This window comes from Sphingomonas sp. DC4900, assembly GCF_049896485.1.
GTDB classification, from domain to species: domain Bacteria; phylum Pseudomonadota; class Alphaproteobacteria; order Sphingomonadales; family Sphingomonadaceae; genus Sphingomonas; species Sphingomonas aquatilis.
In genome coordinates, this window is sequence record NZ_JAFCUK010000001.1 from 255,637 (window position 1) to 278,519 (window position 22,883).

The following is a 22,883-nucleotide window of genomic DNA, read 5'->3' on the forward strand; positions in this document are numbered from 1 at the left end:
GACCGGCCCGTCCACGGAAGGAACGGACGGTCGCCGGGCACCCAAAGGGGGGAGGGGGAGCGGGTGCCCGAGGTGTTACCCGTCAGCCGAGGCCGACGGTGAAGGCGGGATTGGGATTGTTGGTGCCGTTGGGGAAGAAACCACCACGCGTGCGGTTCGATCCATTGACGTTGAGATAGGCGATATTGTGGACCTGCTGGCTCGTCCGGCTGTACGCGATGCCGTTCGCGTCTGTCGGCACGATGTTCGAAATGCCGGTCGTGAGGTTGCCGATATTGCTGCCGGCAATGCCCTGATCGTCGTCGCCGTTGGTGCCGCCGGTCGTGCCGTCGAGTAGATCGCGCGCGTCGGAGATCTTGGTCGTCGCGGTGATGATGTCGCCATTGGTGACGCCGCGCGTGTACAGGATCGTGCGGACGAGGCCTGCGTGATAGGCCTCTGCCGCGAGGATGCCTGCCGCCGCATCGAGGTACATCGACGAGATGACCGGCGAGGCGCCCTTGTACGCGGTCACGCCGATATCTTCGAAGATATAGGCGCCGAGCAGGAAGTTGGTCGGGCTGGCGTACGGATCGAACAGGCCGTCCGACGCGACCACGCCGGCGGCGCGCGCCGCGGCGGTGAAGGCGCCGGTCGACGTGCCCGAAATGTCGATCGCCGGTTGTGCCACCACCGACGTGCCGAGCGCGGCGCGCAGGAAGTTGACGTGGGCGATTTCGTCATAGGCGATCTCGCGGGCATATTGGCCGATCAGCGGATCGCCGCTGAAGTCGACCGCGCGCGGGAAGCCCGCCCCGCTGCCGGTGATGACCGCGCCCTGCGTGCCGCTGCCGGTCAGCTGCGCGGCGGTGAGGCCGGTGCCGAAGGCGGCGTAGCTGTAGAATTGCGCCTCAAGATATTCGAGGTTGAGCGCGAAGTTCAGCACCGCGACGTCGGTGCTGACCGCGGTCGGCGTCGGCGTAGGGGTGGGAGCCGGCGTCTGCGCCGAATCGTTGTTGTCACCGCAGGCGGCGAGCAGCGACAGGCCACCGACGGCGGCGGCACCGCCGACGGCGGTCTTCATGAAGGCGCGGCGCGCGTTGCGGCGGGCGGTCGTCTTCTCGATGATCTCGAGGACCGAAACTTCCTTGGTCATGTCGGGTCCCCTCAGTTCGCGCCGCTGGTGCGGATGGCGGCGTTGCCGTTGTTGATACCGGCCGGGAAGAACCCGCCCGACGAAACCGCAGACCGGTTCAGGTAGACGACGTTGAGCGTCTGCGCGGGCGTGCGGCTGAAGGCCAGGCCGTTGCTGTCGAGCGGCACGATGTTCGACACGAGGTTCCCCGACTGGGTGGTCGGCGAGATGCCCTGGTCGAGATCGGTAGAGCCATCGACCGAGTCGCGCAGGTTCGAGATCGAATCGGCGGCGGTGCGCAGCGACGCGACGTTGAGCCCGCGCGCATAGAGCGCGGTGCGGACCAGCGCGGCGTGATAGGCCTCTACCGCGAGGATGCCGGCGGCCGCCTCGAGATAGGTCTTGTTGTTGATCAGCGCGCCCGCTGCGCCCTTATAGGCGGTGACGCCGACGTCTTCGAAGATGTAGGCGGCGAGCAGGAAGCTGTTGTCGTCGGCATAGGGATCGAAGCCGGCGAGCGACGGGCTGGTGCTCGATGCCGCGGCGGCGAAGGCGCCGCCCGAAGATCCAGAGATGCTGATCGTCGGCTGTGCGGCGATCAGCGCGTCGCTGCCGCTGCTGCCACGGATCGCGGTGCGCAGGAAGGTGACGTGCGCCACCTCATCCGCCGCGATTTCGCGCGCATAGGCGGCGATGGCGGGATCGGTGAAATTGACCTTGCGTGCCGAGCCGGCGCCGGTGCCGGTGATGACGGCGCCCTGCGTGCCCACGCCGCCGGTCAGCAGGTTGTTGGGCAGGCCGGTGCCATAAGCGGCATAGCTGTAGAATTGCGCTTCGAGATATTCGAGGTTGAGCGCGAAGTTCAGGACGTCGATTTCCGACAGCGCGGTCGACTGCGCCTGCGCGGCGGTGGCCAGCGAAAGGCTGGCGGCACCCGCGGCGGTCATCGCAGCGGCGCCCATCATGTTGCGGAAGAAGTCGCGCCGGTCTTCGCGGCGCCTCGCTTCGGCGTCGAACGCCTCGATGAGCTGATCCGTTTGAGTCATCGTCAGCCTGCCTTTCCTCACCTGTCCCGGCCAGCCTCACGTCTCTCAGGCGCGGCGATGCGCTTGGATCGGGATGACCAACGGCAGGTACGTTCGGCGGCGACAAAAAGATGCGCGCAATAAAAATATATAATGCGCAGCGCCTTATGACGGGCTGGAGGCTTGCCCGGCCGGCGGCGGCCGCTTAGCCTTCGCCCCGTGGTGCCCGCCGACGATCCTGCCGACCTGCCCCCCCTGCCCGCCGCGGCGGCGCGTGCGCGCCTGGTCGAGGCGCTGATGGCGACGGGGGCGGCGGACCGCGAGGCCTTCCGCCGCGTCTATTCGCTGACCTCCGCGAAGCTTTTCGGCATCTGCCTGCGTATCTGCGGCGACAGGCAGGCCGCGGAGGACGTGTTGCACGACGTCTATATCACCATCTGGCAGCGCGCGGGCGCGTATCAGCCGGGGCGGGCGAGTCCGATTTCGTGGCTGGCGACGATCGCGCGCAACCGGGCGATCGACTGGCGGCGGCGGCACGGGCGAGCCACCGCGCCGATCGAGGAGGCCGAGGCGGTGGCCGATGGCGCGCTGCGCCAGGACGACGTGCTGATGGCTGAAGAGGCGCAGGCGCGGCTGCATCTGTGCCTGGAAAGGTTGGAGGAACGGCAGCGCGGGGCGATCCGCCGCGCCTTTTTCGGCGGCCTGACCTATGCCGAGCTGGCGGTGCAGGCGGCGGTGCCGCTGGGGACGATGAAGAGCTGGGTGCGGCGCGGGCTGCTGGCGCTGAAGGGATGCCTCGATGGCGAGCGCTGAACCGGACGATATCGGGCCCGACGACCTCGCCGCGGCCGAACTGGCGCTGGGGCTGCTGGATGGCGAGGCGCGGACTGCGGCGCTGGCGCGGGTAGCGGCGGACCCGGCGTTCGCGCTGGCGGTCGCCTGGTGGGAGGCGCGCTTTGCCGCGCTGTTCGCCGATGGCGCGGACGTGGCGGTGCCGCCGGCGGTGCTGCGGCGGATCGAAGCGTCACTGGATGGCTTTGCGCTGGATGGCGGGCGACGCGTGATGGCCGCAAACGACAATCCGGGCGTCGGCGCATGGCGCGGCGCGGCGATCGCGGCGGGGCTGGCGGCGTGCCTGCTGCTCGCGGTGACGGTGATGCTGGCGCTGCGACCGGCGCCCGAACCCGTGCGCGTGCCGGTGCCGGTCGCGGCGCAGGCGCCGTTGCTCGCCGCGCTGGCGCCGAGCGAGGGCAAGGGCGCGCCGATCGCCGCGGCTTATGATCGCGAGACCGGCGTGGTGCGGATCGGCGGCGCGGTGGTGGTGCCGGCCGGGCGGTCGGCCGAGCTGTGGGCGATCCGCGGCAGCGCGGCGCCGCGCTCGCTGGGCGTGATGGCGGCGGGCCGGGTGGTCGTGCCGGCAGGCCTGCGCGCCGAGATGGCGGCGGATACGGTGCTGGCGATCTCGATCGAGCCGGCGGGCGGATCGCCGACCGGGTTGCCGACCGGGCCGGTGGTGGCGGCGGGTAAGCTGGCGGGGTGAGGTGCGGGGCGTTACGGCCGCCCCACCTACGTCGTCACCCCGGACTCGTTCCGGGGTCCACTCTGCGGCGAGGGGGGTGGTTTGAGCCTCTTGCCGTCTCCGTGCGGCCCGGTGGACCCCGGACCAAGTCCGGGGTGACGGGGATATTGGGGTGAGGGTTCGTGACCTACTCCAGCCTCAGAACGTGTACGCCACGCCCACCGCGCCGAGCCACTGGTTGCGCGAGCCGGCGATGCTGACCACCGGGCTGTCGCCGAAGTCGTTGAGCATGCGGCGATAGGTGCCGCCGGCGACGACCTTCCACCCGTGCAGCAGGTTGCCGGTCAGCGAATAGGTGGCGAGGCCGCCGATCGAATAATTCTTCCAGCCGCCCCGCGCATTGTAGGTCGGCAGGCCGCTGGCGATCGCCTGTGTCGGTGAGATCGAGAAATAGCTGGTCGCATAGCCGCGACCGGCATGTTCGGCGGTGGCGAACAGGCCGACCGCCGCCTTGGTGCTGAGCGGGGTGAGATAGTTGATGCTCGGCTGCCAGATGCCGCTGTCGTGCGCGCCGGCAACGTCGTGGCGGTAGCTCAGCGAGACCGACAATTTGTCGTACGGGCTGGTGATGACGCCGGTCTTGCCGATGCCGACATAGCCGCCGAGTTCGATCGCGGTCTTCACCTTGCCCAGCGCCTTCACGCGCGGATCGTCGATGCTGTCGAGGCTGGAGCGATTGAAGTTGACGACGCCGATCGGGCCGGCTTGGATATCCCACACGGGGCCCGGTTCGTTGCGGATCAGGTCGACGCTGGCGCGGTTGCCGGCGAGCAGGAAGGCATAGCCCTTCACCGATCCGACCGCGGCGGGCGCAGGCACCCAGCGATAGTCGTTCGAGCCTTCATAGTCGCTGAGGTACACGCCGGCGACGCCCGCGGTGATCGTGTCGCGGTTCGTGTCGAACTCGGCAGGGGTTTCCTGCGCGAACGCGGGTACGGCGAACGCGGCGGACGCGGCGAGCGCGGCCAAATACTTGAACGACACGGGGAAGGCTCCAACCTGTTACGTGACCGTAACGCAGCGATTGCGGAATCTTTCCCGTAGCAACCGATTAGAAGATGTAGCGCATTCTGATCTGTTGCTGATTTGCATCACTCGTCACCGTGAAGCGCGCGGCGGCGAAGCGCGGCGCGCCGAAGCGGATCGGCGGGTTGCGCGAGAAGCCGAAGCCTTCGCGCGGGATGCCGGCGAGTGTGTCGAGCTTCGCATTGTTGTTTTCGTCGTGAATCACCGCGACCGCATAATTGCCGAGCGGCAGCCCGTCGAAGTGCAGCGCATGCGTCGAGGCGGGGACGGAGCGGGTGACGGCATTGGCATCGTCGACGCAGGCGGGGAAATTGTCCGGGTCCGCGGTCAGGCAAACGCGCAAGCTTCCCTTGGCCGAGCGCATCTGGCTGACGCCGACGTCAAGCCGCGCGATCGGCGCGGCGCCCAGCATCAGCACCGCCGCCGGCAGCAGGCCCGCCAGCGCCAGCGTGCGCGCGCGCCGCCTTGGCGTGCGCCCGCGCGAAATCCCCGACCCCCCGGTCGGTGCCGCACAGGCGATCCCAGAAGCGGAAATACAGCCCATAATTGCACCCGTATTGCTCATGATGGCGTTGATGATGGCTCGCGGTAATGAGCCAGCCCCCCAATGGTCCCCCCCACATGAACCGCGGGAAAACCTCCCATCCCATGTGATTGGTTACGCCCATAACGGTCATGAGGCCGAGCACGAAGCCCAGCGCGCCGATGTGGATCGGAATCAGCAGCACCAGTAGCGGAATTACCACAGCGCCGGTCACCGCCTCGATCGGGTGGAACGCCATCGCCGCCCAGGCGGTGGGCGGCCGGCTGGCGTGGTGGACGGCATGCGCGGCCTTGAACACCGCGGGCCGGTGCATCCAGCGATGTGTCCAGTAGAACCAGGTGTCGTGGAGGAACAGGTACACGACCACCGACAGCGGCACGTACCAGAGCGGCCGCGCGTGGATGTCGTCGTAGATGCGGGTCCAGCCATGCGCCTTCCACCCCCAGGCGAGCACCCCTGCCGGAATGCCGTAGATCGCGGCGGAGGCGAGGCTCCAGGCGATCTCGCGGCGCATCTGCGCATCAAGGCCGCGGTAGAGGCCGGGGTGCTTCAGGCGCGTCGCCGCGGCGAAGGCGCCCGACACGATCAGATACCGGACACCGACAATCAGCGTCATCGCCAGAGCGGACAGGGTGACGGCGAGCAGCATGCGGGTGGTGTAGCGGATTGTGGGGGTGGGGGATACGGGGTGCCCGCATCCGTTCGTCACTCCGGACGCTTTCCGGGGCCACCGGGCCAAAGGAGAGTCGGTGCCCAGCGCTCATTCCTCCCCCGCCAGGCGCATCGGGATGAACGGCCCCCGGCCGTTCATCCCGATGCGGTGGCGCCGCCGAAGGCGGTGACGGAGGGGGCGGACAGGAACGCCTCCGGCTGTCGAAGCGCTGCCCTTACCTCCCCCTCCGTCATGCCTGCGGCATGCCACCTCCCCCTGGCGGGGGAGGACTTTTCGGCCAAACCGGAGGTGACGGAGGGGGGCGAGGGTTCGTGCGACTCAACGTGGACGGCGCGGCGCTTGTCGGCCGCATTGCGCCTGCGCTGTTGCCCGGCTTGGTGGGTGACGAAGCCCGCCACATCTCCTTCGTCACCCCGGACTTGGTCCGGGGTCCACCGGGCCGCGGGGGGACGGCCTGCGCCTCCAGCCTTCCCCCTCGCCGCGGAGTGGACCCCGGAACGAGTCCGGGGTGACGGAGTGGGTGGGGGGCGCGTCGGTGTCTCGCGAGGGGGGTGGACGTCGATCAGCGTTCGAGGATGTGGATGGGGCGGTCCTTGTACAGGGCGTCGCGCGCCGCGGTGTAGCCGAGCTTGGCCGCCAGGCGGAGCGAGGGGGTGTTGGCGGGGTCGATGATGCAGGTGGTGCGGGCGATGCCCTGGGCGTCGGCCCAGCCGAGTGCCGCCGTCATCGCCGCCTGCGCGAATCCGCGGCCGTGGGCGTGGGGGGCGAGGACCCAGTTCGCCTCTGGCAGCGCGAGCGGCGGGTCGATCGTCCGGCGCGCCTCCATCAGGCCGCCTTCGCCGAGGACGGTGCCGTCGGGCGCGCAGAACACCCAGCTGCCATAGCCGAACGCCTGCCACTGGCCGATCGAGCGGAGCAGGCGCAGCCACACCTCTTCGCGGCTGCGGGGCACGCCGCCGATCATCGTATAGACCGCTGGGTCCGCCCACAGGGCGGCGAGCGCGTCGAGGTGATCGGGGTGGTGGCCGGTGAGGATCAGCCGGTCGGTGGTGACGACGGGGGCGATCATGCGCGCCGTTACATCCCGACCGAGGTGGTTTCCTGCGTGTTCGTATCGGGATCGGTCGTCGGCGTGGTATCGGCGGGCGTCTGGGCCTGCACCGTCGTCGCCGGGATCGGGCGGGCGACCGCCTGGCCCATCAGCGCGGCGTTTTCGATGAGATCGAGCGCGCGGCGCGCCTCGATATAGCGGTCGGCGGCCTGCATCCAATTGCCGGCCTGCGCGGCGCCGGGCAGGCGCGCGACCTCGGCACGGGCGGCCTCCACCTGGCCACCGTCGAGCAGGCGGCGCGCGCGGGCGAGCCGGTCGGCGGGGCGAGGCGAGGGGGTGCCGGCCTGGCGCAGCACGACGAGGCCGGCGACTTCGCGGCGCAGGCTGGCGAGCCAGCCGTCGGTGCTGACCGAGGCGATGTCGGGCGCGATCGCCTCCAGCCCCTGGCGCAGATCCTCCAGCGTCACCGGTTGGCGCGCGGCGTCGATGACTGCGGCGACCGCCTTGGGCTGCGCGGTGCCGAAGCGGCTGCGCAACTGCTCCTCGAGATAGCCGAGGCCGACACCGCGATCGAGCGCACGGCGCGCGGCGACGGCGATCAGCAGCCCCTCGGCGCGGCCGGCCTGCGCGGCGGCGGCGTTGGCATCGGTGGTGATGGCAGCGGTGCGCGTCTCCAGCGCCGACAATTGTCCGGCGAGCGTCGCTTCGCGCGAGGCCAGCGCATTGGGATCAAGCTGCGGGTTGGTCCGCTCGCCATTGGCGTTGAGCGGCAAGGCGGGGTTGTAGTTGACCGGCTCGGGCGTCGCCTTTTGCGCGCTTGTCGTCCCGCCCAGCCACGGCACATGGCGCATCAGATAGCCGGTCAGCACCGCGCCCGCGACGAAGGCCAGCGCGATGATCGCCAGGAAGACGCCGGTGCGCAGGCCCTGCGCTCCGCGGGCGCCCGACGGCGGATCGATCGGCACGTAATCGCTCATGGCGCCTTATCCCCGGCCCCCGCCGCAGGGTCAATCGCTGGCGTGCATGCCGCCGCCCCGACCCGGCACAGTGCGGCGTCGGTGGGGGTGTCGGCGGTGAGCGCGAGCGCCCAGCCGTCGCCGGCCGCGGCACGGACCGCGGGGCTGAGCGCGGCGATGCCGGAGGCGCTGCGGTCGGGCAGCAAGGCGGCGACGCGGGCGGCGGCGCGGACCGAATGGAGCAGGACGACGCGGCATCGCGCGGCGCGGGCGAAGGCGGCGGGGTCTACGGCAATCGTGTCGCTGGCGTAGACGATGCGCGTCGGGTGGCCGCTGTCGATGTGATCGCGGCCGGCGAGGTGGAGCGGGCGGGTGAAGCTGGCGGCGGCGAGGGCCTCGGCGACGCCGCCGGTGCCGACGACCGCGACCGTGAGGCCGGCGCCGCGCGCTGCCTCGGCGGTCTGCGCGCCCACCGCGATCACGGGCAGATGCGCGAGGCATGCGAGCGTGGGGCCGGCGTGGCGCACCGCATTGGCGCTGGTGATCAGCAAGGCGTCGAAGGCCGCGGGATCGGGCGCCTGCCATGGCACCGGCACGGTCGCGAACAGCGGGAATGCGGCGGCGTCCACACCGAGCGCGCGCAGCCGGGCGAGGGTGCGCGCGGTGCCGGGTTCGGGGCGGACGACCAGCACGCCCGAGAGGGCGATGCCCGTCACGGCGCGAACAGGCTGCGGACGCTGGAGGGCGCGCGGGCGAGCAGGTCGGCGGCGAGTTCCGCAGCGATGAGCGCGCCGTCGGTGCCTTCGCCGGTGCCGTCGACGTGGAGGCTGCCGTCCTCGGCGATCAGTTCGGCGCGTAGCGTCAGCATCTCGCCCGACAGTGCGGCAAGCGCGGCGACGGGGGAGTGGCAGTCGGCGCCCAAGGCGGCGAGCAGCGCGCGCTCGGTCAGGACGCAGGCGCTGGTCGCGGGATCGTCGATCGCGGCGACGGCGACCATGGCCTCGTCATGGCTGGCGAGCACCTCGATCCCGACGGCGCCCTGCGCGGGGGCGGGCAGCATCTCGTCGGTCGGGATCGCGCGGCCGACGCCGTCGCGCCCCAGCCGGTCGAGCCCGGCGGCGGCGAGCAGGGTGGCGTCCGCCTCGCCTGCGGCGAGCTTGGCGAGGCGGGTGTCGACGTTGCCGCGGAAGAGCACGACCTTGAGGTCCGGGCGCAGCCGCAGCAGCTGCGCGCGGCGGCGCGGCGAGCTGGTGCCGACGACGGCGCCGCGGGGCAGCTCCGCGACGCTGTCCGCGCCGATCAGCCGGTCGCGCACGTCGGCGCGCGGCAGCATCGCGGCGATGCGAATCTCGGCCGGCCGTATCGTTTCGACATCCTTCATCGAATGGACCGCGGCGTCGATCTCGCGGGCGATGAGGGCCCGGTCGAGTTCCTTGGTCCATAGCGCCTTGCCGCCGATCTCGGCGAGCGCGCGGTCCTGCACGCGGTCGCCGGTGGTGCGGATGACGACGAGGTCGATCTCGTCCGGCGTCCAGCCGTGCGCGGCGCACAAAGCGTCGCGGACCATATTGGCCTGGGTCAGCGCCAGCGGCGATCCGCGCGTGCCGAGTTTGAACCTGATCGCCATCGTTTCATCCATTCACACCCTCACCCTTCCGGCGCTGCGCGCCTCCCTCCCTCTCCCACCGGGAGAGGGAAGAGCCGCCAAAGGCGGCGAAGGGTGAGGGTGTTTTACAATCCTGCCGCCAGCCATGCCCAAACCCCCACCCTTCGACAACCTCCGTGCGGCGCGATAGAAGGCCGGCCATGCCCCCCCGGATCATCCTCGGCCTCGAATCCTCGTGCGACGAAACCGCCGCCGCGCTCATCACCAGCGATCGGCAGGTGCTCAGCCACCGGCTGGCAGGGCAAGAGGCGGCGCATGCGCCCTTCGGCGGCGTGGTGCCCGAAATCGCGGCGCGTGCGCATGTCGAGGCGCTGGAGCCGTTGGTCGCGGCAGCGTTGCAGGATGCTGGATTGCGACTCGATCAGGTCGATGCGATCGCGGCGACCGCGGGGCCCGGGCTGATCGGCGGCGTGATGGTGGGCCTCGTCACCGGCAAGGCGCTGGCCCATGCGGCGGGCAAGCCGTTCGTCGCGGTCAATCATCTGGAGGGACATGCGCTGAGCCCGCGGCTGTCCGACCCGGACCTCGCCTTTCCCTATCTGCTGCTGCTGGTGTCGGGCGGGCATTGCCAGCTGCTGCTGGTCGAGGGTGTCGGCCGCTATCGCCGGATCGCGACGACGATCGACGATGCCGCGGGCGAGGCGTTCGACAAGACCGCGAAGCTGCTCGGCCTGGGCTTTCCCGGCGGGCCGAACGTGGAAAAGGCGGCGGCACTGGGGCGGCCGGTCGTGCCGTTGCCGCGGCCGCTGAAGGGATCGGCCGAGCCGCATTTCTCGTTCGCCGGCCTCAAGAGCGCGGTCGCACGCGCGGCGGGGCATCATGCGCCCGAGGATATCGCCGCATCCTTCCAGGCGGCGGTGGTCGATTGCCTGATCGACCGGACGCGGCGGGGGATCGCCGGTGTCGAAGCGACGGCGCTGGTCGTCGCGGGCGGGGTCGCGGCGAACGGTGCGGTGCGCGCTGCGCTGCAGGCGCTCGCCGCCGAGCATGGCCTGCGCTTCGTCGCGCCGCCCCTGTGGCTGTGCACCGACAATGCGGCGATGATCGGCTGGGCGGGGGCGGAGCGCTTCGCCGCCGGGTTGACCGATCCGCTCGACACGCCGGCGCGGGCCAGATGGCCGCTCGATCCGGGGGCAGAGGCGGTGCGCGGTGCGGGGGTGAAGGCGTGATGGCACAGGACGTGACGGCGACGGCATGATGCCGTACCCCCGTTCGTGCTGAGCCTGTCGAAGCACAGCTATCCACGGGCGGTGCCCCTGCGGCACGGCGCCCTTCGACAGGCTCAGGGCGAACGGAGTGGGTGAGGTTGGGCGTCCAGGGATGAGCAGCATGAAGATCGGGGTCATCGGCGGCGGCGCCTGGGGTACGGCACTGGCGCAGGTCGCGGCGCATCGCGGCGAGCCGGTAACGCTGTGGGCGCGCGAGCCCGAGGTGGTGGCGGGGATCAACGACGTCCACGAGAACCGGCTGTTCCTGGCCGGTGTGCCGCTGTCGCCGTCGATCCGCGCGACGTCCGATTTCGGCGACCTTAATGCAGCCGACGCTCTGCTGGTCGTCGCGCCGGCGCAGCATGTCGGCGGGGTGCTCGCGCAGATCGACGTCGGTACGCGGCCGCTGGTGCTGTGCGCCAAGGGGATCGAGGCGGGGACGCGGCGGCTGGTGGGCGAGGTGGCCAAGGCCGTCCATCCGCAGGCGCCGATCGCGGTGCTCTCCGGCCCGACCTTCGCGCATGAGGTGGCGGCGGGCCTGCCGACCGCGGTGACGCTGGCGGTGGCGGACGAAGCGCTGGGCGAGGCGCTGGCTGCACGGCTCGCGGCGCCGCACTTCCGCCCCTATGCCAGCCGCGACGTGGTCGGCGCGGAGATCGGCGGGGCGGTGAAGAACGTGCTCGCGATCGCGTGCGGCGTGGTGGAGGGCGCGGGGCTGGGGCAGAATGCACGTGCGGCGCTGATCGCGCGCGGCTTTGCCGAGATGACGCGCTTCGGCTTGGCGCGTGGCGCGCGGGCGGAGACGCTCGCCGGCCTGTCGGGGCTGGGCGATCTGGTGCTCACCTGTTCATCGACGAGCAGCCGCAATTTCTCGCTGGGATTGGGCCTGGGGCAGGGGCGCGCCGCGGCGGACCTGCTCGCCGACCGGCGGACGGTGGCGGAGGGCGCATTCACCGCACCGGTGCTCGCCGAGGCGGCGGCGGAGGCCGGCGTCGACATGCCGGTGACCGCGGCGGTGTGCCGCCTGCTGGATGGCGCGCCCTCGGCGGACGTGATCGGTGCGCTGCTCGCCCGCCCGCTGCGCGCCGAACTGGGCTGAATCGCGCCGCAATCCGAACGCTGCATGAACGAGCGCGTCGTGCGGGCGGGCGTTCGGCGCCCGCTGCGCACGGCTCGGCGTGGCAAAAGGGTGAGTGATGCTTTCCTGTCACAGCGGTGACAAAATGGTATGCAAAGGTATCACTGCGGTATTGACGCCGTCTCCCGGATAGGAAAACTTGTCTGACGTAAAGAGGCTCCATGGTAGCGAGCCTCGGTGAGAGGCAAGGCTATGATTGGGAAGAATGGGGTTTCGCTCGTGGCGCTGGCAGGCAGCCTGGCGATGGTGAGCGCACCCGCGCTGGCACAGACCACCACGACCGACGATACCAATATCGGACAATCGCCGCAGGAAGCCGCCGCCAAGGCCGCCACCGCCGCGGGCGAGACGCCGCCGGCCGCGCAGCCGGGTGGCGATATCGTCGTGACGGGCACGCGCATCGTCCGCCCCAACGTCACCGCCGCCGCGCCGATCACCTCGGTCACCTCCGCCGACATCCGCGCGCAGGCCGCGGTCAACGTCGAGGACGTGCTGAACCGCCTGCCGCAGGTCGCGCCGGACGCCCAGCAGACCTATAACGATTCCGACGGGCGCCAGCGCATCAAGCTGCGCAGCCTGGGTTTCGAGCGCACGCTGGTGCTGATCGATGGCAAGCGCCTGGGCACGCAGAACGGCCAGGATACGGGCATCATCCCGACAACGCTGCTGGAGCGCGTCGACGTGCTGACTGGCGGTGCGTCGTCGGTCTATGGCTCGGACGCGGTCGCAGGCGTGGTCAACTTCATCCTGAAGAAGGATTTCGAAGGGCTGCAGCTCGACGCCAATTACAATTTCTACAACCATAACAACAAGGACACGGTCGTGTCGCCGCTGGCGCGTGCGGCGGGCTTCACGTCGCCCCGCGGCTGGACCAACGACGGCGGCCGGGCCGACCTGACGCTGACCGCGGGCCATGGCTTCTTCGACGACAAGGTGCATGTCAGCGGCTTCGTCAATTACAAGAACACCGACGAGGTCGCGCTGACCTCGCGCTCGAACGCGGGCTGTTACCTGACGCAGCTGCAGCTCAACGGCCCGCTGTCGTGCGGCCTGACGCCGAGCAGCTCGACCAGCGGCCTCATCACGCCGCAGTCGGGCCCGAATGCCGGCGCGCAGCTGGTCAACAACCCCAATGGCACGCGCACCTTCGTGCCGTTCGGCGCGGGCCAGGGCAATGCGTCCAACTATTTCAGCGGCTATGCCTATCAGCGTCCCAGCGAGCGCGTGAACGCCGGCGGCTTCGTGACCGCCGAGCTGGCGCCGGAAGCGGAGCTCTACGCCTCGGGCCTGTGGTTCCGCGACAAGTCGTACACCAACTATCCGACGATCGCGAGCGGCACGGTCAACGTGTCCTGCGCCAACCCCTTCCTGTCGGCGGCCCAGGCGACCGCGATCGGATGCGGCGTCGCGGGTGCGACCAGCGTGCCGGTCAGCCTCGCCTATCGCCTGGGCGAGATGAACGACCGCCCCGACACCTTCGTCAACACCGGCGTGCGCCTGACCGGCGGCGTGCGCGGCAAGGTGGGCGATGCGTGGACCTATGACGTCGGCGGCGTCTATGCGCGCAACCATCAGGATTACATCCCGAGCTTCCGCACCCCCGGCAATCTGCAGAATGCGGTGAACGTCGGCGGCACCGCGGCCAACCCGGTCTGCGCCAGCGGCGCGGCGGGCTGCGTGCCCTTCGACATCTTCAGCGCGGGCAACACCAATCCGGCGCTGATCAACTATCTGTTCACGACCGGCACGTCGCAGACGACGGGGACGTTGTACGACGTGCTCGCCAACGTCAGCGGCGACCTGGGCAAATACGGCATCACCTCGCCGTTCGCCGAACAGGGCGTGGCGATCGCGCTGGGCGCCGAATATCGCAAGGACACGCTGAAATCGACCGCCGACGCCAGCTATCGCAGCGCGCTGGGCGGCACCGACAGCTACCTCAGCCAGGACGTGTGGGAAGCCAACGCCGAAGTGCAGGTGCCGCTGATCGAGCACAAGCCGTTCGTCGAGCTGGCGCAGGTCAACGGCGGCTATCGCCTGTCGAAGTACAGCAGCAATCCGTCGACCTTCAACACCTGGAAGATCGAGGGCATCTACGCCCCGGTGAAGGACATCACCTTCCGCGCCTCGTTCAACAAGGCGCAGCGCGCGCCGACGGTGGTCGAGATCCGGCAGGCGACGAACATCGACTTCGCCGCCGGCGGTGCGGGCACGTTCAACGACTTCTGCGCGCCGACGCCGATCCCCGGTCCGAATGGCGTGACGTACGGCGCGCCGCTCGCCTCGCGTGAGGTGTGCCGTGCGACCGGCCTGTCCGACGCGTTGTATGGCAGCACCAGCCTGTTGTGCAGCAACGGCACGACGCCGAACGGCACCGCGGCCTGCACCGTGCGCTCGGGCGGCTTCACCGCCGATCCGGAGACAGCCTATACCCAGACCTATGGCCTGGTGCTGAAGCCGCGGTTCGTGCGCGGCCTGGTGTTCTCGGTCGACCGGTATCGGATCAAGATCGACAACTCGCTGGGTTACAACGATTACAGCTATTACACCGATGGCTGTCTGCGCTCGGGCGGCGACCAGTTCTTCTGCCAGGGCATCGTCCGCAATGCGAACGGCACGTTGTTCTCGAACGCGGCGAGCAACCCGACGACGGGCTTTATCCGTCAGGGCACCAGCAACTATTACACCTCGATCGCGCGCGGTTACGACTTCCAGGCGCAATATCCGATGGAGCTGGGCAGCGCGGGCCGCATCGACTGGAGCTTCAACGGCTCGCTGACCACCTTCGCCGGGGGCCAGGATTCGCCGGTGCAGCCCGAGCGCAACTGCGCGGGCTATTACGGCAACGGCTGCGGCCAGCTGATCCCGAAGTGGAGCCACGGCCTGCGCGCGACCTATACGACCGAAGGGCGTGGCTTCAGTGCATCGTTCAACTGGCGCTACGTGGGGTCGCTGACCAACGCCGACAATTCGGGCGATCCCGCGATCGGCGGCACGGCGGCGCGGGCGCGGACGAGCTATTACCGGGTCGCCCCGGCGAGTTACTTCGACCTGGCGCTCAACTTCGCGATCGCCAAGCAGTTCTCGCTGCGCCTGATCGCGAACAACCTACTCGACAAGGCGGCGCCGATCGTGCCGGATTCGTACAATATCAGCCTGGCCCGCGGGAACACGATCCCGCAGCGCTATGACTCGCTGGGTCGCAACATCGCGATCGGGACGACGATCAACTTCTGATCGGTGCGTTTGGTATGAGGAAAGGCCCGTCGGAGCGATCCGGCGGGCCTTTTTTTGTTATTCCGTCACCCCCCCCCCGCTTCTTCGTCATTCCCGCGGAGGCGGGAATCCAGACACGCTAGCGTCGCGCCTCCAGCCGAAACGTCAGAGGTTATGGATTCCCGCCTTCGCGGGAATGACGGTGTGGGTGTGGGCGTGGGCGTGGGCGTGGGCTGGGCGGGGGTGCGGGACAAGCCTTACCGCGCCAGCTCGCGCCAGCCGATGTCGCGGCGGCAGAAGCCGTCGGCGAAGTCGACGGCGTCGACGCCGCGATAGGCCGCGTCGCGGGCGGCGCGGATGTCGGGGCCGGTGGCGGTGACGGCCAGGACGCGGCCGCCGGACGCTGCCAGCGTATCGCCGGACTGCTTCGTGCCCGCCTGGAAGACGATCGCGCCGGTCGCTTCCGCCGCATCGATGCCGCGGATCGTGCCGCCGGCCTTGGGCGTGCCCGGATAGCCCGCCGCGGCGAGGACGACGGTCATCGCGATGTCGTCCGACAAGGCGATGTCGCCGAGCAGCGCGAGCCGGCCTTCGGCGGTGGCCAGCATCACTGCGAGCAGATCGCCGTGGAAGCGCATCATCAGCACCTGGCATTCGGGGTCGCCGAAGCGGGCATTATATTCGATCAGCTTCGGCCCCGTCCGGGTCAGCATCAGCCCGGCGTAGAGGACGCCGCTGAACGGCATGCCTTCCTCCCGCATCGCCTTGACGGTGGGCGCGACGATCTCGGCGATTGCACGCTCCTCCAGGTCGGGGGTGAGGACGGGGGCGGGGCTGTAGGCGCCCATGCCGCCGGTGTTGGGGCCGGTATCGCCCTCGCCGACGCGCTTGTGATCCTGCGCGCTGCCGAAGGGGAGCAAGTCATGGCCGTCGGTGAGGACGAACAGGCTGGCCTCTTCGCCCTCCAGAAATTCCTCGAGCACGACGGGGGCGTCGCCCTGCGCGAACATCGCGTCGAACGCCTGCGCCGCCTCGGCCTCGCTGGTCGCGATTACCACGCCCTTGCCCGCGGCGAGGCCGTCCGCCTTGATGACGACGGGATAGCCGAAGGTCGCGGCGAGTGCGGCCTCCGCGTCGCGACGATTCTCGACGCGGACATAGCCGGCGGTCGGGATATCGGCGCGGCGGCACAGATCCTTGGTGAAGCCCTTCGACCCTTCCAGCTGGGCGGCGGCCTTGTCGGGGCCGAAGACGGGGACGCCGGCGGCGCGCAAACTGTCGGCAAGCCCGTCGACCAGCGGCGCTTCGGGGCCGATCACGACCAGGCCAATGGCTTGCGCCCGCACGAAATCGATCACCGCGGCGTGATCCGTCGCGTCGAGGGCGACGCACGTCGCATGCTGCGCGATGCCGGGGTTGCCTGGCGCGGCATAGAGCGTATCGAGGGTCGGCGATTGCGCCAGTTTCCACGCCAATGCGTGTTCGCGGCCGCCTGAGCCCAGCAGCAGGACGTTCATGCCAGAGTTCCTATCCGATACCGATGATGCCCGGCTGCTAGCCGAGGAGCGCCCCGGCGACAACGCGCTCGCGCTGTCGGTGGGCGAGCTGAGCTTCAAGCTGAAGCGGATGGTGGAGGGCGAGTTCGGCCACGTCCGGCTGCGCGGCGAGATTTCGGGGTACAAGCGGGCCGCCTCGGGCCACGTCTATCTGGCGTTGAAGGACGATGCCGCGGTGATCGACGGCGTGATGTGGAAGGGGCAGGTGAATGCGCTCGCCTTCGCGCCGCAGGACGGGATCGAGGTGATCGCGACCGGCAAGCTGACCACCTATCCCGGCCGGTCGAAATATCAGATCGTCATCGAGCGGATGGAGCTGGCCGGCGCGGGCGCGCTGATGGCGCTGTTCGAGAAATTGAAGGCCAAGCTGGCGGGCGAAGGGCTGTTCGATCGCGAGCGCAAGGTCGCGCTGCCCTTTCTGCCGCGCACGATCGGGGTGGTGACGTCGCCGACCGGCGCGGTGATCCGCGATATCCTGCACCGGCTGGAGGATCGCTGCCCCAGCCATGTCATCGTCTGGCCGGTCAAGGTGCAGGGGCAGGGCGCGGCGGAAGAGGTGGCGGCGGCGGTGCGCGGCTTCGATGCGATCCCCGCGGATGGCCCGGTGCCGCGACCCGATCTCGTCATCGTCGCGCGCGGCGGCGGGTCGATCGAGGATCTGTGGGCGTTCAACGAAGAGGTGGTGGTGCGCGCGGTCGCGGACTGCACGATCCCGATCATCTCGGCCGTGGGGCATGAGACCGACACGACCCTGTGCGATTTCGCTGCCGACCTGCGCGCGCCGACGCCGACTGCGGCGGCGGAGCTGGCGGTGCCGGTGCTCGCCGACCTGCGCTACACGATCCAGAGCCATGGCAGCCGGACGCAGCGGTGCGCCAATCGCTATGTCGAGCGCGGGCGCGAGCGGCTGACCGCGCTCGCCCGGCTGCTGCCGAAGCGCGAGGCGCTGCTGGGGCCGCAGCGGCAGCGGGCGGACGATGCCGGGCAACGGCTGGACCGGGGGCTGGAGCGGCGGGTGACGCTGGCGCGTGGTAGCCTCGACCGGTCGGCGGGGGCGCTGCGGCCGGCGGTGCTGGAGCGACAGGTGGAGCGCGGGCGCGAGCGGCTGGCGGCGACGTGGCGGTTGGTACAGTCGCTCAACCCCGATGCGGTGCTGGACCGTGGCTATGCACGAGTGACGGCGCGCGACGGCACGACCTTGTCCTCGGCGGCGGCGGTGCGCGCGGCGGGGGCGGTGACGCTGCGCTTCCGCGACGACAGCGTCGATGCGGTGGTGGGCGACGTTGCGCCCGAGCCCGCCCCAGTATCCCCTAAGGTTGAGCGCAAGGCGGCGCGCGCCTATGTCGCCCCCACGCCCGACCAGCCGACGTTATTGTGACGGCTGGGCTCTGATACGGACACAAGACATGCTCGTTTCCAATTCCGACCGGCCCGCGCGGCTGCACTATATGGCCAATGGCTTTCGCGTGCTGGCGCCCGGTGATCATGTCACCTGCGCGGTTAGCGGGGCACGCGTGCCGATTGACCTGCTGCGCTATTGGAGCGTCGCCAAGCAGGAAGCCTATGCGACGGCCGCGATCGCCAGCGAGGCGATGCGCCCGCAATGAGGCCTCGCGGCGGGCGAGGCGGCCTGTTGCTCGCGCTGATCCTTGGTGGGGCGGCGCCCGGCATGGCGCAGCAGGCGCCGATCCTGCCCGGCGCCCAACCCTTGCCGGCCAGCGCGTCCGCGCTGCGGCTGGAGGGGACGCCGATGCAGGGCGCGCTGGTGCGCGGCCATGCGCGCCCCGGCACGCGGCTGACGCTGGACGGGCATGACGTGGCCGTCGCCGCGGACGGGTCATTCGTCCTCGGCTTCGATCGGGATGCACCCGCCACGATGCGGGTCGCCGAGCATTTTACGGGACCGGCCGGCACCCCGCTGGGTGCGGTCACGGCGCTGACCGTTGCGCCGCGCGCGTGGCGGATCGAGCGGCTCAATACCCTTCCCCGCTTTCCGGCGCCCGATCCGGTGATGGCGCAGCTGCGCCCGCCCGAACTCGCGCAGATCGCCGCGGCGCGCGCGATCGAGACCGACGCGCAGGGCTGGCGGCAGCGCTTCGTCTGGCCGGCGGTCGGCCGCATTTCGGGCTGGTTCGGGTCGCAGCGCGTCTATCGCGGCGAGCCGGGGGCCTATCATTCGGGCACCGACGTGGCGCTGCCGGTGGGCGCGCCCGTCGTCGCGCCGGCGGACGGCGTCGTGATCCTGGCTGCGGATCACCCCTTCACGCTGGAGGGCAATCTGCTGATGATCGACCATGGCATGGGGCTGAACAGCGCGTTCCTGCACCTGTCGCGCATCGACGTGTCTGTGGGCGATCACGTCCGCCAGGGGCAGGTGATCGGCGCGGTCGGCAAGACCGGGCGCGCGACCGGCCCCCACCTCCACTGGAGCCTGCGCTGGCGCAATGCGCGCCTCGACCCGATGCTCGTCGCGGGGGCGATGCCGGCCAAGTAAGCCGGCTTTTTCACGATCGGATGATGGCGCGCGCGCTCGCAGGGCACGCGGTAGCGGACCCGCGTGCCGCACAGGCAGGGCATAGTAGATGTCCTATCCTTTTCGACTAGACCATAGCGACGGGTGACGGTTTGGGAGGGCCCAAACCAGGTCATTAGGTCAGCATACGTCCAATTTGCCCCGTCGCGCAGACGCAGGCTTTGCAGGCCGGACGATGTGAGTGTTCCGCCACACCCGGCGACATAAATCTATGATAAAAAGCCGTTTCGGAACAAATTGGCCGATCGGTGAACCAAGATGCCTGTCAGCGCGTTCTGCCCGTTACCGGGCAGGATTCCCGATCCGGCCTGCCATGCAGGGCAGGCATTGTGTCATTTCGGCGACACCGGCGCGCAAAGATGAGCCGCGGATGAATGACGGCTTTACACCCTAAATACGTGAACGCATTCCTGTCCCATGTCCTTTGGAAGCCGAATGCGGCTTGAGGGGGCTTGGCCATGCCTGGAACCGGCACCGTCACAACGGGCCGGCCATCCGGGTCAAGCGAGGGAAGACGATGACCACGATGTACCGCTTTACGCGAAAGGCGGCCCTGCTCGCCGCCGCGACGCCGTTCGTGCTGCTGTCCGCCGGCGTCGCCGCGGCGCAGACCACCCCGGCGCCGCAGCCGACCACCGATTCGTCGGATCAGACCGCAGCCGCCGCGCCGCAGACCCCAGCCCAGCCGCAGGAAGCGTCGACCGGCAACGACATCGTCGTCACCGGCTCGATCATCCGCGGCGCCGATGCCGGCCCGTCGCCGGTCAGCACGATCACGACCGAGAACCTCGACGTGCGCGGCATCAACACCGTGCAGGCGGGCATCCAGGCGCTGTCGTCGAACAACGGCCCGGCGCTGACCAACTCGTTCACCGCCAATGGCGCGTTCGCGTCCGGCGCATCATCGGTGTCGCTGCGCGGCCTGTCGACCAACTCGACGCTGGTGCTGTTCGACGGCCTGCGCGCCGCTTACTATCCGCTGTCGGATGACGGTTCGCGCAACTTCGTCGACCTCAACACCATCCCGGACGATATCGTCGAGCGCGTCGACGTGCTGCGCGACGGCGCCTCGTCCAGCTACGGCGCGGACGCGATCGCGGGCGTGGTCAACATCATCACCAAGCGTTCGTTCCAGGGCATCGCCGGCCGCGTCGAAGCGGGCATCGCGGAGCGTGGCTACAACGCCAACCAGCGCCTGTCGCTGACCGCCGGCACCGGCGATCTCGATGAGAAGGGCTATAACGCCTATATCAGCGGCTTCTATTACCGCAGCGAAGGCGTGAAGGCGTCGTCGCTGCCGGCGCCGTACAACACGAGCGACGAGCGCAGCCTGTGCAGCAACCGCACCGGCACCACGGTGTGCGGCCCGAACAACATCGCCAACAGCGTCGGCCCGAACGGCACGCTGCCCGGCTTCTCGATCGGCACCGGCAACTTCTACGTCCGTCCGGCCGACGCGACCAACACGACCGCGCTGGGCCGCTATCAGTTCCTGAACCCGGCGCTGGGCTGCGTCGTCGGCACGCCGTACAACCTGACCGCAACCGACCTCGCCAACAACCCGACCGCGCCGGGCACCGTCTGCCAGGTCGACACCCAGAACCTGTACGGCAACGTGACCCCGGACATCGAACGCTTCGGCGGTTCGGCCAAGTTCACCGCCAAGGTCGGCGACACGTCGGAGGCCTATTTCCAGGTCAACTTCCAGCAGTCGACGTCGAGCTACACGGGCGTTCCGGCGACGATCCGCGCCAACGCACCCGCGGGCATCCTCTTCCCGCAATATTCGACCTCGCAGGGCCCGACGCCGTCGATCGATCCGCGTTCGGCGATCCTGGCGCTGCCGGTCTACATCTGCCCGCGCGGTACGACCGCGGCCTGCACCGCGGCGAACGGCACGCTCAACCCGAACAACCCGTTCGCAGGGCTCGGCCAGGTGGCGCGCATCGTCGGCACGCTCGCCAACGAGCGTGAGTTCAACGAAACCCGCAGCCGCGTCTATCGCGCCGCGATGGGCATCAACGGCACCATCTTCGGCGACGTCGACTATCGCGTCGACGCCACCGCGATGCACACCGATCTGCGTCGTCGCACCGATGGCTACGTCTACATTCAGCACCTGCTCGATGTGATCAACGACGGCAGCTACAACTTCCTCAACCCCGGCCAGAACAGCCAGGCGGTGCGCGACTATCTGACGCCGCAGTTCATCAACAACAGCTCGTCGGATCTGTACCAGGCGCAGTTCACCCTGGGTAAGGCGCTGATGGCGCTGCCGGGTGGCGACCTGCGCGTGGCGCTCGGTGGCTCGATCTTCTACGAAGCGGTCGACGCGCCCAGCGGCAACCCGGACACCAACGGCCCGACGCAGCGCTATTTCCGCCTGAACGCATTCGGCACCAGCGGCAACCGCACCGTCACCTCGGCCTTCGGTGAAATCAACGCGCCGATCCTCGACCAGCTGACGCTGAACGCATCGGGTCGCTACGACCATTATTCGACCGGTCAGAGCGCGTTCTCGCCGAAGTTCGGCGCGATCTTCAACCCGATCCGTCAGGTCACCGTGCGCGGCACCTATTCGCGTGGCTTCCGCATCCCCTCGTTCGGCGAGGCGAATGCTCTGCCGACGACGGGTTACGTGACGCAGCAGCTGTCGAGCATTCCGGCGGCGTTCCTGGCGCAGTACACCAACCGCGGTTCGACCACGCCGTGCTCGGCCGCGGCACCGACCGCCTGCTCGTCGTACATCACGGCCTATTCGATCGGTCAGACCACGCTGGCATCGCCGAACCTGCAGCCTGAAAAGTCACGCAGCTTCACCGCCGGCATCAAGTTCGAGCCGATCCGCAGCCTGTCGTTCACGGTCGATTACTACAACATCCGCAAGACCGGCGCGATCACCACGCCGGATCTGTCGCCGGCGATCGCCGCTTACTATGCGGGCACGGCGATCCCCGCCGGGTTCGACGTCATCGCCGACGCGGTCGACGTCAACAACCCGACCGCCAAGCCCAAGATCGCGTTCGTCCGCTCGCAGCTGATCAACGCGCAGACGATCAAGTCGGAAGGCATCGATTTCGGCGCCAACGGCTTCGTCAACTTCGGCAACGTGAAGTGGACCACGGCGCTGAACGCCAGCCTCATCCTGGAGCTGAGCACCACCGTCGACGGCGTGCGCCAGACCTATGTCGACACGCTCGGCAACTTCAACCTGACGGCCGGTTCGGGCACGTTCGAGTGGAAGGGCAACTGGGCCAACACGTTCGACTTCGGCGATTTCGCGCTGACCGGCACCGTCAACTACACGTCGGGCTACGACCTGTCGGCGATGGACCAGGGCGACGCGTACAAGGACTGCGGTCAGGCACCGGCCTATTTCGGCTGCCGCGTGAAGAGCTACATCACGGCGGATGCGAACGCGACGTTCCGGGTGAACGACAAGTTCTCGTTCTATGTGAACGTGCTGAACGTCTTCAACCGCCTGCCTCCGATCGATCCGGTCACGTACGGCGCGTATCTGTACAACGCCGTCCAGGGCGGCGACGGCATCTTCGGCCGCCAGTATCGCGCGGGCGTGAAGTTCGGCTTCTAAACGCCT

General features: G+C 69.4%; 19 protein-coding genes. 9 read left to right on the forward strand and 10 right to left on the reverse strand.

Features of this window, described 5'->3' with window-relative positions:
- Positions 1–82 precede the first annotated feature (82 nt).
- Both ACP690_RS01260 and ACP690_RS01265 read right to left on the reverse strand, forming a co-directional pair.
- A complete protein-coding gene (locus ACP690_RS01260; RefSeq protein ID WP_244057096.1) occupies positions 83–1,135 on the reverse strand; it encodes a ferritin-like domain-containing protein in 1,053 nt (350 codons plus the stop codon).
- Between the two features lie 11 nt (positions 1,136–1,146).
- The gene (locus ACP690_RS01265) at positions 1,147–2,160 is read right to left on the reverse strand and encodes a ferritin-like domain-containing protein (protein ID WP_426259889.1); all 1,014 of its coding nucleotides are present in this window, start codon (positions 2,158–2,160) and stop codon (positions 1,147–1,149) included.
- 198 nt (positions 2,161–2,358) lie between these two features.
- Here ACP690_RS01265 and ACP690_RS01270 point away from each other — a divergent pair, with 198 nt between their 5' ends.
- Positions 2,359–2,952, forward strand: a complete 594-nt coding sequence (locus ACP690_RS01270) for a sigma-70 family RNA polymerase sigma factor (protein ID WP_426259890.1) — start codon at positions 2,359–2,361, stop codon at positions 2,950–2,952.
- A complete protein-coding gene (locus ACP690_RS01275) occupies positions 2,939–3,679 on the forward strand; it encodes an anti-sigma factor (RefSeq protein WP_426259891.1) in 741 nt (246 codons plus the stop codon). Before ACP690_RS01270 ends, ACP690_RS01275 begins: the two co-directional genes overlap by 14 nt.
- Positions 3,680–3,856: 177 nt before the next feature.
- Here ACP690_RS01275 and ACP690_RS01280 read toward each other — a convergent pair whose 3' ends face one another.
- From ACP690_RS01280 to hemC, 7 genes are all read right to left on the reverse strand, one after another.
- Positions 3,857–4,702, reverse strand: coding sequence for a MipA/OmpV family protein (locus tag ACP690_RS01280; protein WP_043060957.1), 846 nt, complete (start codon positions 4,700–4,702; stop codon positions 3,857–3,859).
- A 67-nt stretch (positions 4,703–4,769) separates the two neighbouring features.
- Entirely contained in the window at positions 4,770–5,156 is a 387-nt protein-coding gene (locus ACP690_RS01285; protein ID WP_017980361.1) for a DUF2141 domain-containing protein, read from the reverse strand.
- On the reverse strand, positions 5,125–5,937 hold the full coding sequence (locus ACP690_RS01290) for a sterol desaturase family protein (RefSeq protein WP_426260019.1): 813 nt from the start codon (positions 5,935–5,937) through the stop codon (positions 5,125–5,127). The genes ACP690_RS01285 and ACP690_RS01290 overlap by 32 nt, the downstream gene beginning before the upstream one ends.
- 586 nt (positions 5,938–6,523) lie before the next feature.
- Positions 6,524–7,030 carry a GNAT family N-acetyltransferase gene (locus ACP690_RS01295; protein ID WP_426259892.1) on the reverse strand — a complete coding sequence of 169 codons (507 nt, stop codon included), beginning with the start codon at positions 7,028–7,030 and terminating at the stop codon, positions 6,524–6,526.
- 8 nt (positions 7,031–7,038) lie between these two features.
- Positions 7,039–7,989: a hypothetical protein gene (locus ACP690_RS01300; RefSeq protein WP_426259893.1), complete on the reverse strand. Its 951-nt coding sequence runs from the start codon at positions 7,987–7,989 to the stop codon at positions 7,039–7,041.
- Positions 7,986–8,684 (reverse strand): uroporphyrinogen-III synthase, encoded by a 699-nt coding sequence (locus tag ACP690_RS01305; RefSeq protein WP_426259894.1) that lies wholly within the window; start codon positions 8,682–8,684, stop codon positions 7,986–7,988. Before ACP690_RS01305 ends, ACP690_RS01300 begins: the two co-directional genes overlap by 4 nt.
- On the reverse strand, positions 8,681–9,595 hold the full coding sequence (gene hemC / locus ACP690_RS01310; protein ID WP_426259895.1) for a hydroxymethylbilane synthase: 915 nt from the start codon (positions 9,593–9,595) through the stop codon (positions 8,681–8,683). Before hemC ends, ACP690_RS01305 begins: the two co-directional genes overlap by 4 nt.
- Before the next feature lie 179 nt (positions 9,596–9,774).
- Between hemC and tsaD the strand changes: the two genes are divergently transcribed.
- The 3 genes from tsaD (at position 9,775) to ACP690_RS01325 (ending at position 15,217) form a co-directional block, all read left to right on the forward strand.
- A complete protein-coding gene (gene tsaD, locus ACP690_RS01315) occupies positions 9,775–10,803 on the forward strand; it encodes a tRNA (adenosine(37)-N6)-threonylcarbamoyltransferase complex transferase subunit TsaD (protein ID WP_426259896.1) in 1,029 nt (342 codons plus the stop codon).
- Between the two features lie 160 nt (positions 10,804–10,963).
- A complete protein-coding gene (locus ACP690_RS01320) occupies positions 10,964–11,941 on the forward strand; it encodes an NAD(P)H-dependent glycerol-3-phosphate dehydrogenase (RefSeq protein ID WP_426259897.1) in 978 nt (325 codons plus the stop codon).
- A 231-nt stretch (positions 11,942–12,172) separates the two neighbouring features.
- Entirely contained in the window at positions 12,173–15,217 is a 3,045-nt protein-coding gene (locus ACP690_RS01325) for a TonB-dependent receptor domain-containing protein (protein ID WP_426259898.1), read from the forward strand.
- Positions 15,218–15,453: 236 nt separating this feature from the next.
- Here the strand turns inward: ACP690_RS01325 and purD are convergent, their stop codons facing one another.
- Positions 15,454–16,713 carry a phosphoribosylamine--glycine ligase gene (purD, locus tag ACP690_RS01330; RefSeq protein WP_426259899.1) on the reverse strand — a complete coding sequence of 420 codons (1,260 nt, stop codon included), beginning with the start codon at positions 16,711–16,713 and terminating at the stop codon, positions 15,454–15,456.
- Between purD and xseA the strand changes: the two genes are divergently transcribed.
- From xseA to ACP690_RS01350, 4 genes are all read left to right on the forward strand, one after another.
- Positions 16,712–18,130 (forward strand): exodeoxyribonuclease VII large subunit, encoded by a 1,419-nt coding sequence (gene xseA / locus ACP690_RS01335; protein WP_426259900.1) that lies wholly within the window; start codon positions 16,712–16,714, stop codon positions 18,128–18,130. The genes purD and xseA overlap by 2 nt on opposite strands.
- A 28-nt stretch (positions 18,131–18,158) precedes the next feature.
- On the forward strand, positions 18,159–18,359 hold the full coding sequence (locus tag ACP690_RS01340) for a DUF2093 domain-containing protein (protein WP_017980350.1): 201 nt from the start codon (positions 18,159–18,161) through the stop codon (positions 18,357–18,359).
- A complete protein-coding gene (locus ACP690_RS01345) occupies positions 18,356–19,246 on the forward strand; it encodes a M23 family metallopeptidase (RefSeq protein ID WP_426259901.1) in 891 nt (296 codons plus the stop codon). The genes ACP690_RS01340 and ACP690_RS01345 overlap by 4 nt, the downstream gene beginning before the upstream one ends.
- A gap of 556 nt (positions 19,247–19,802) precedes the next feature.
- Positions 19,803–22,877, forward strand: coding sequence for a TonB-dependent receptor domain-containing protein (locus ACP690_RS01350; protein ID WP_017980348.1), 3,075 nt, complete (start codon positions 19,803–19,805; stop codon positions 22,875–22,877).
- Positions 22,878–22,883 lie beyond the last annotated feature (6 nt).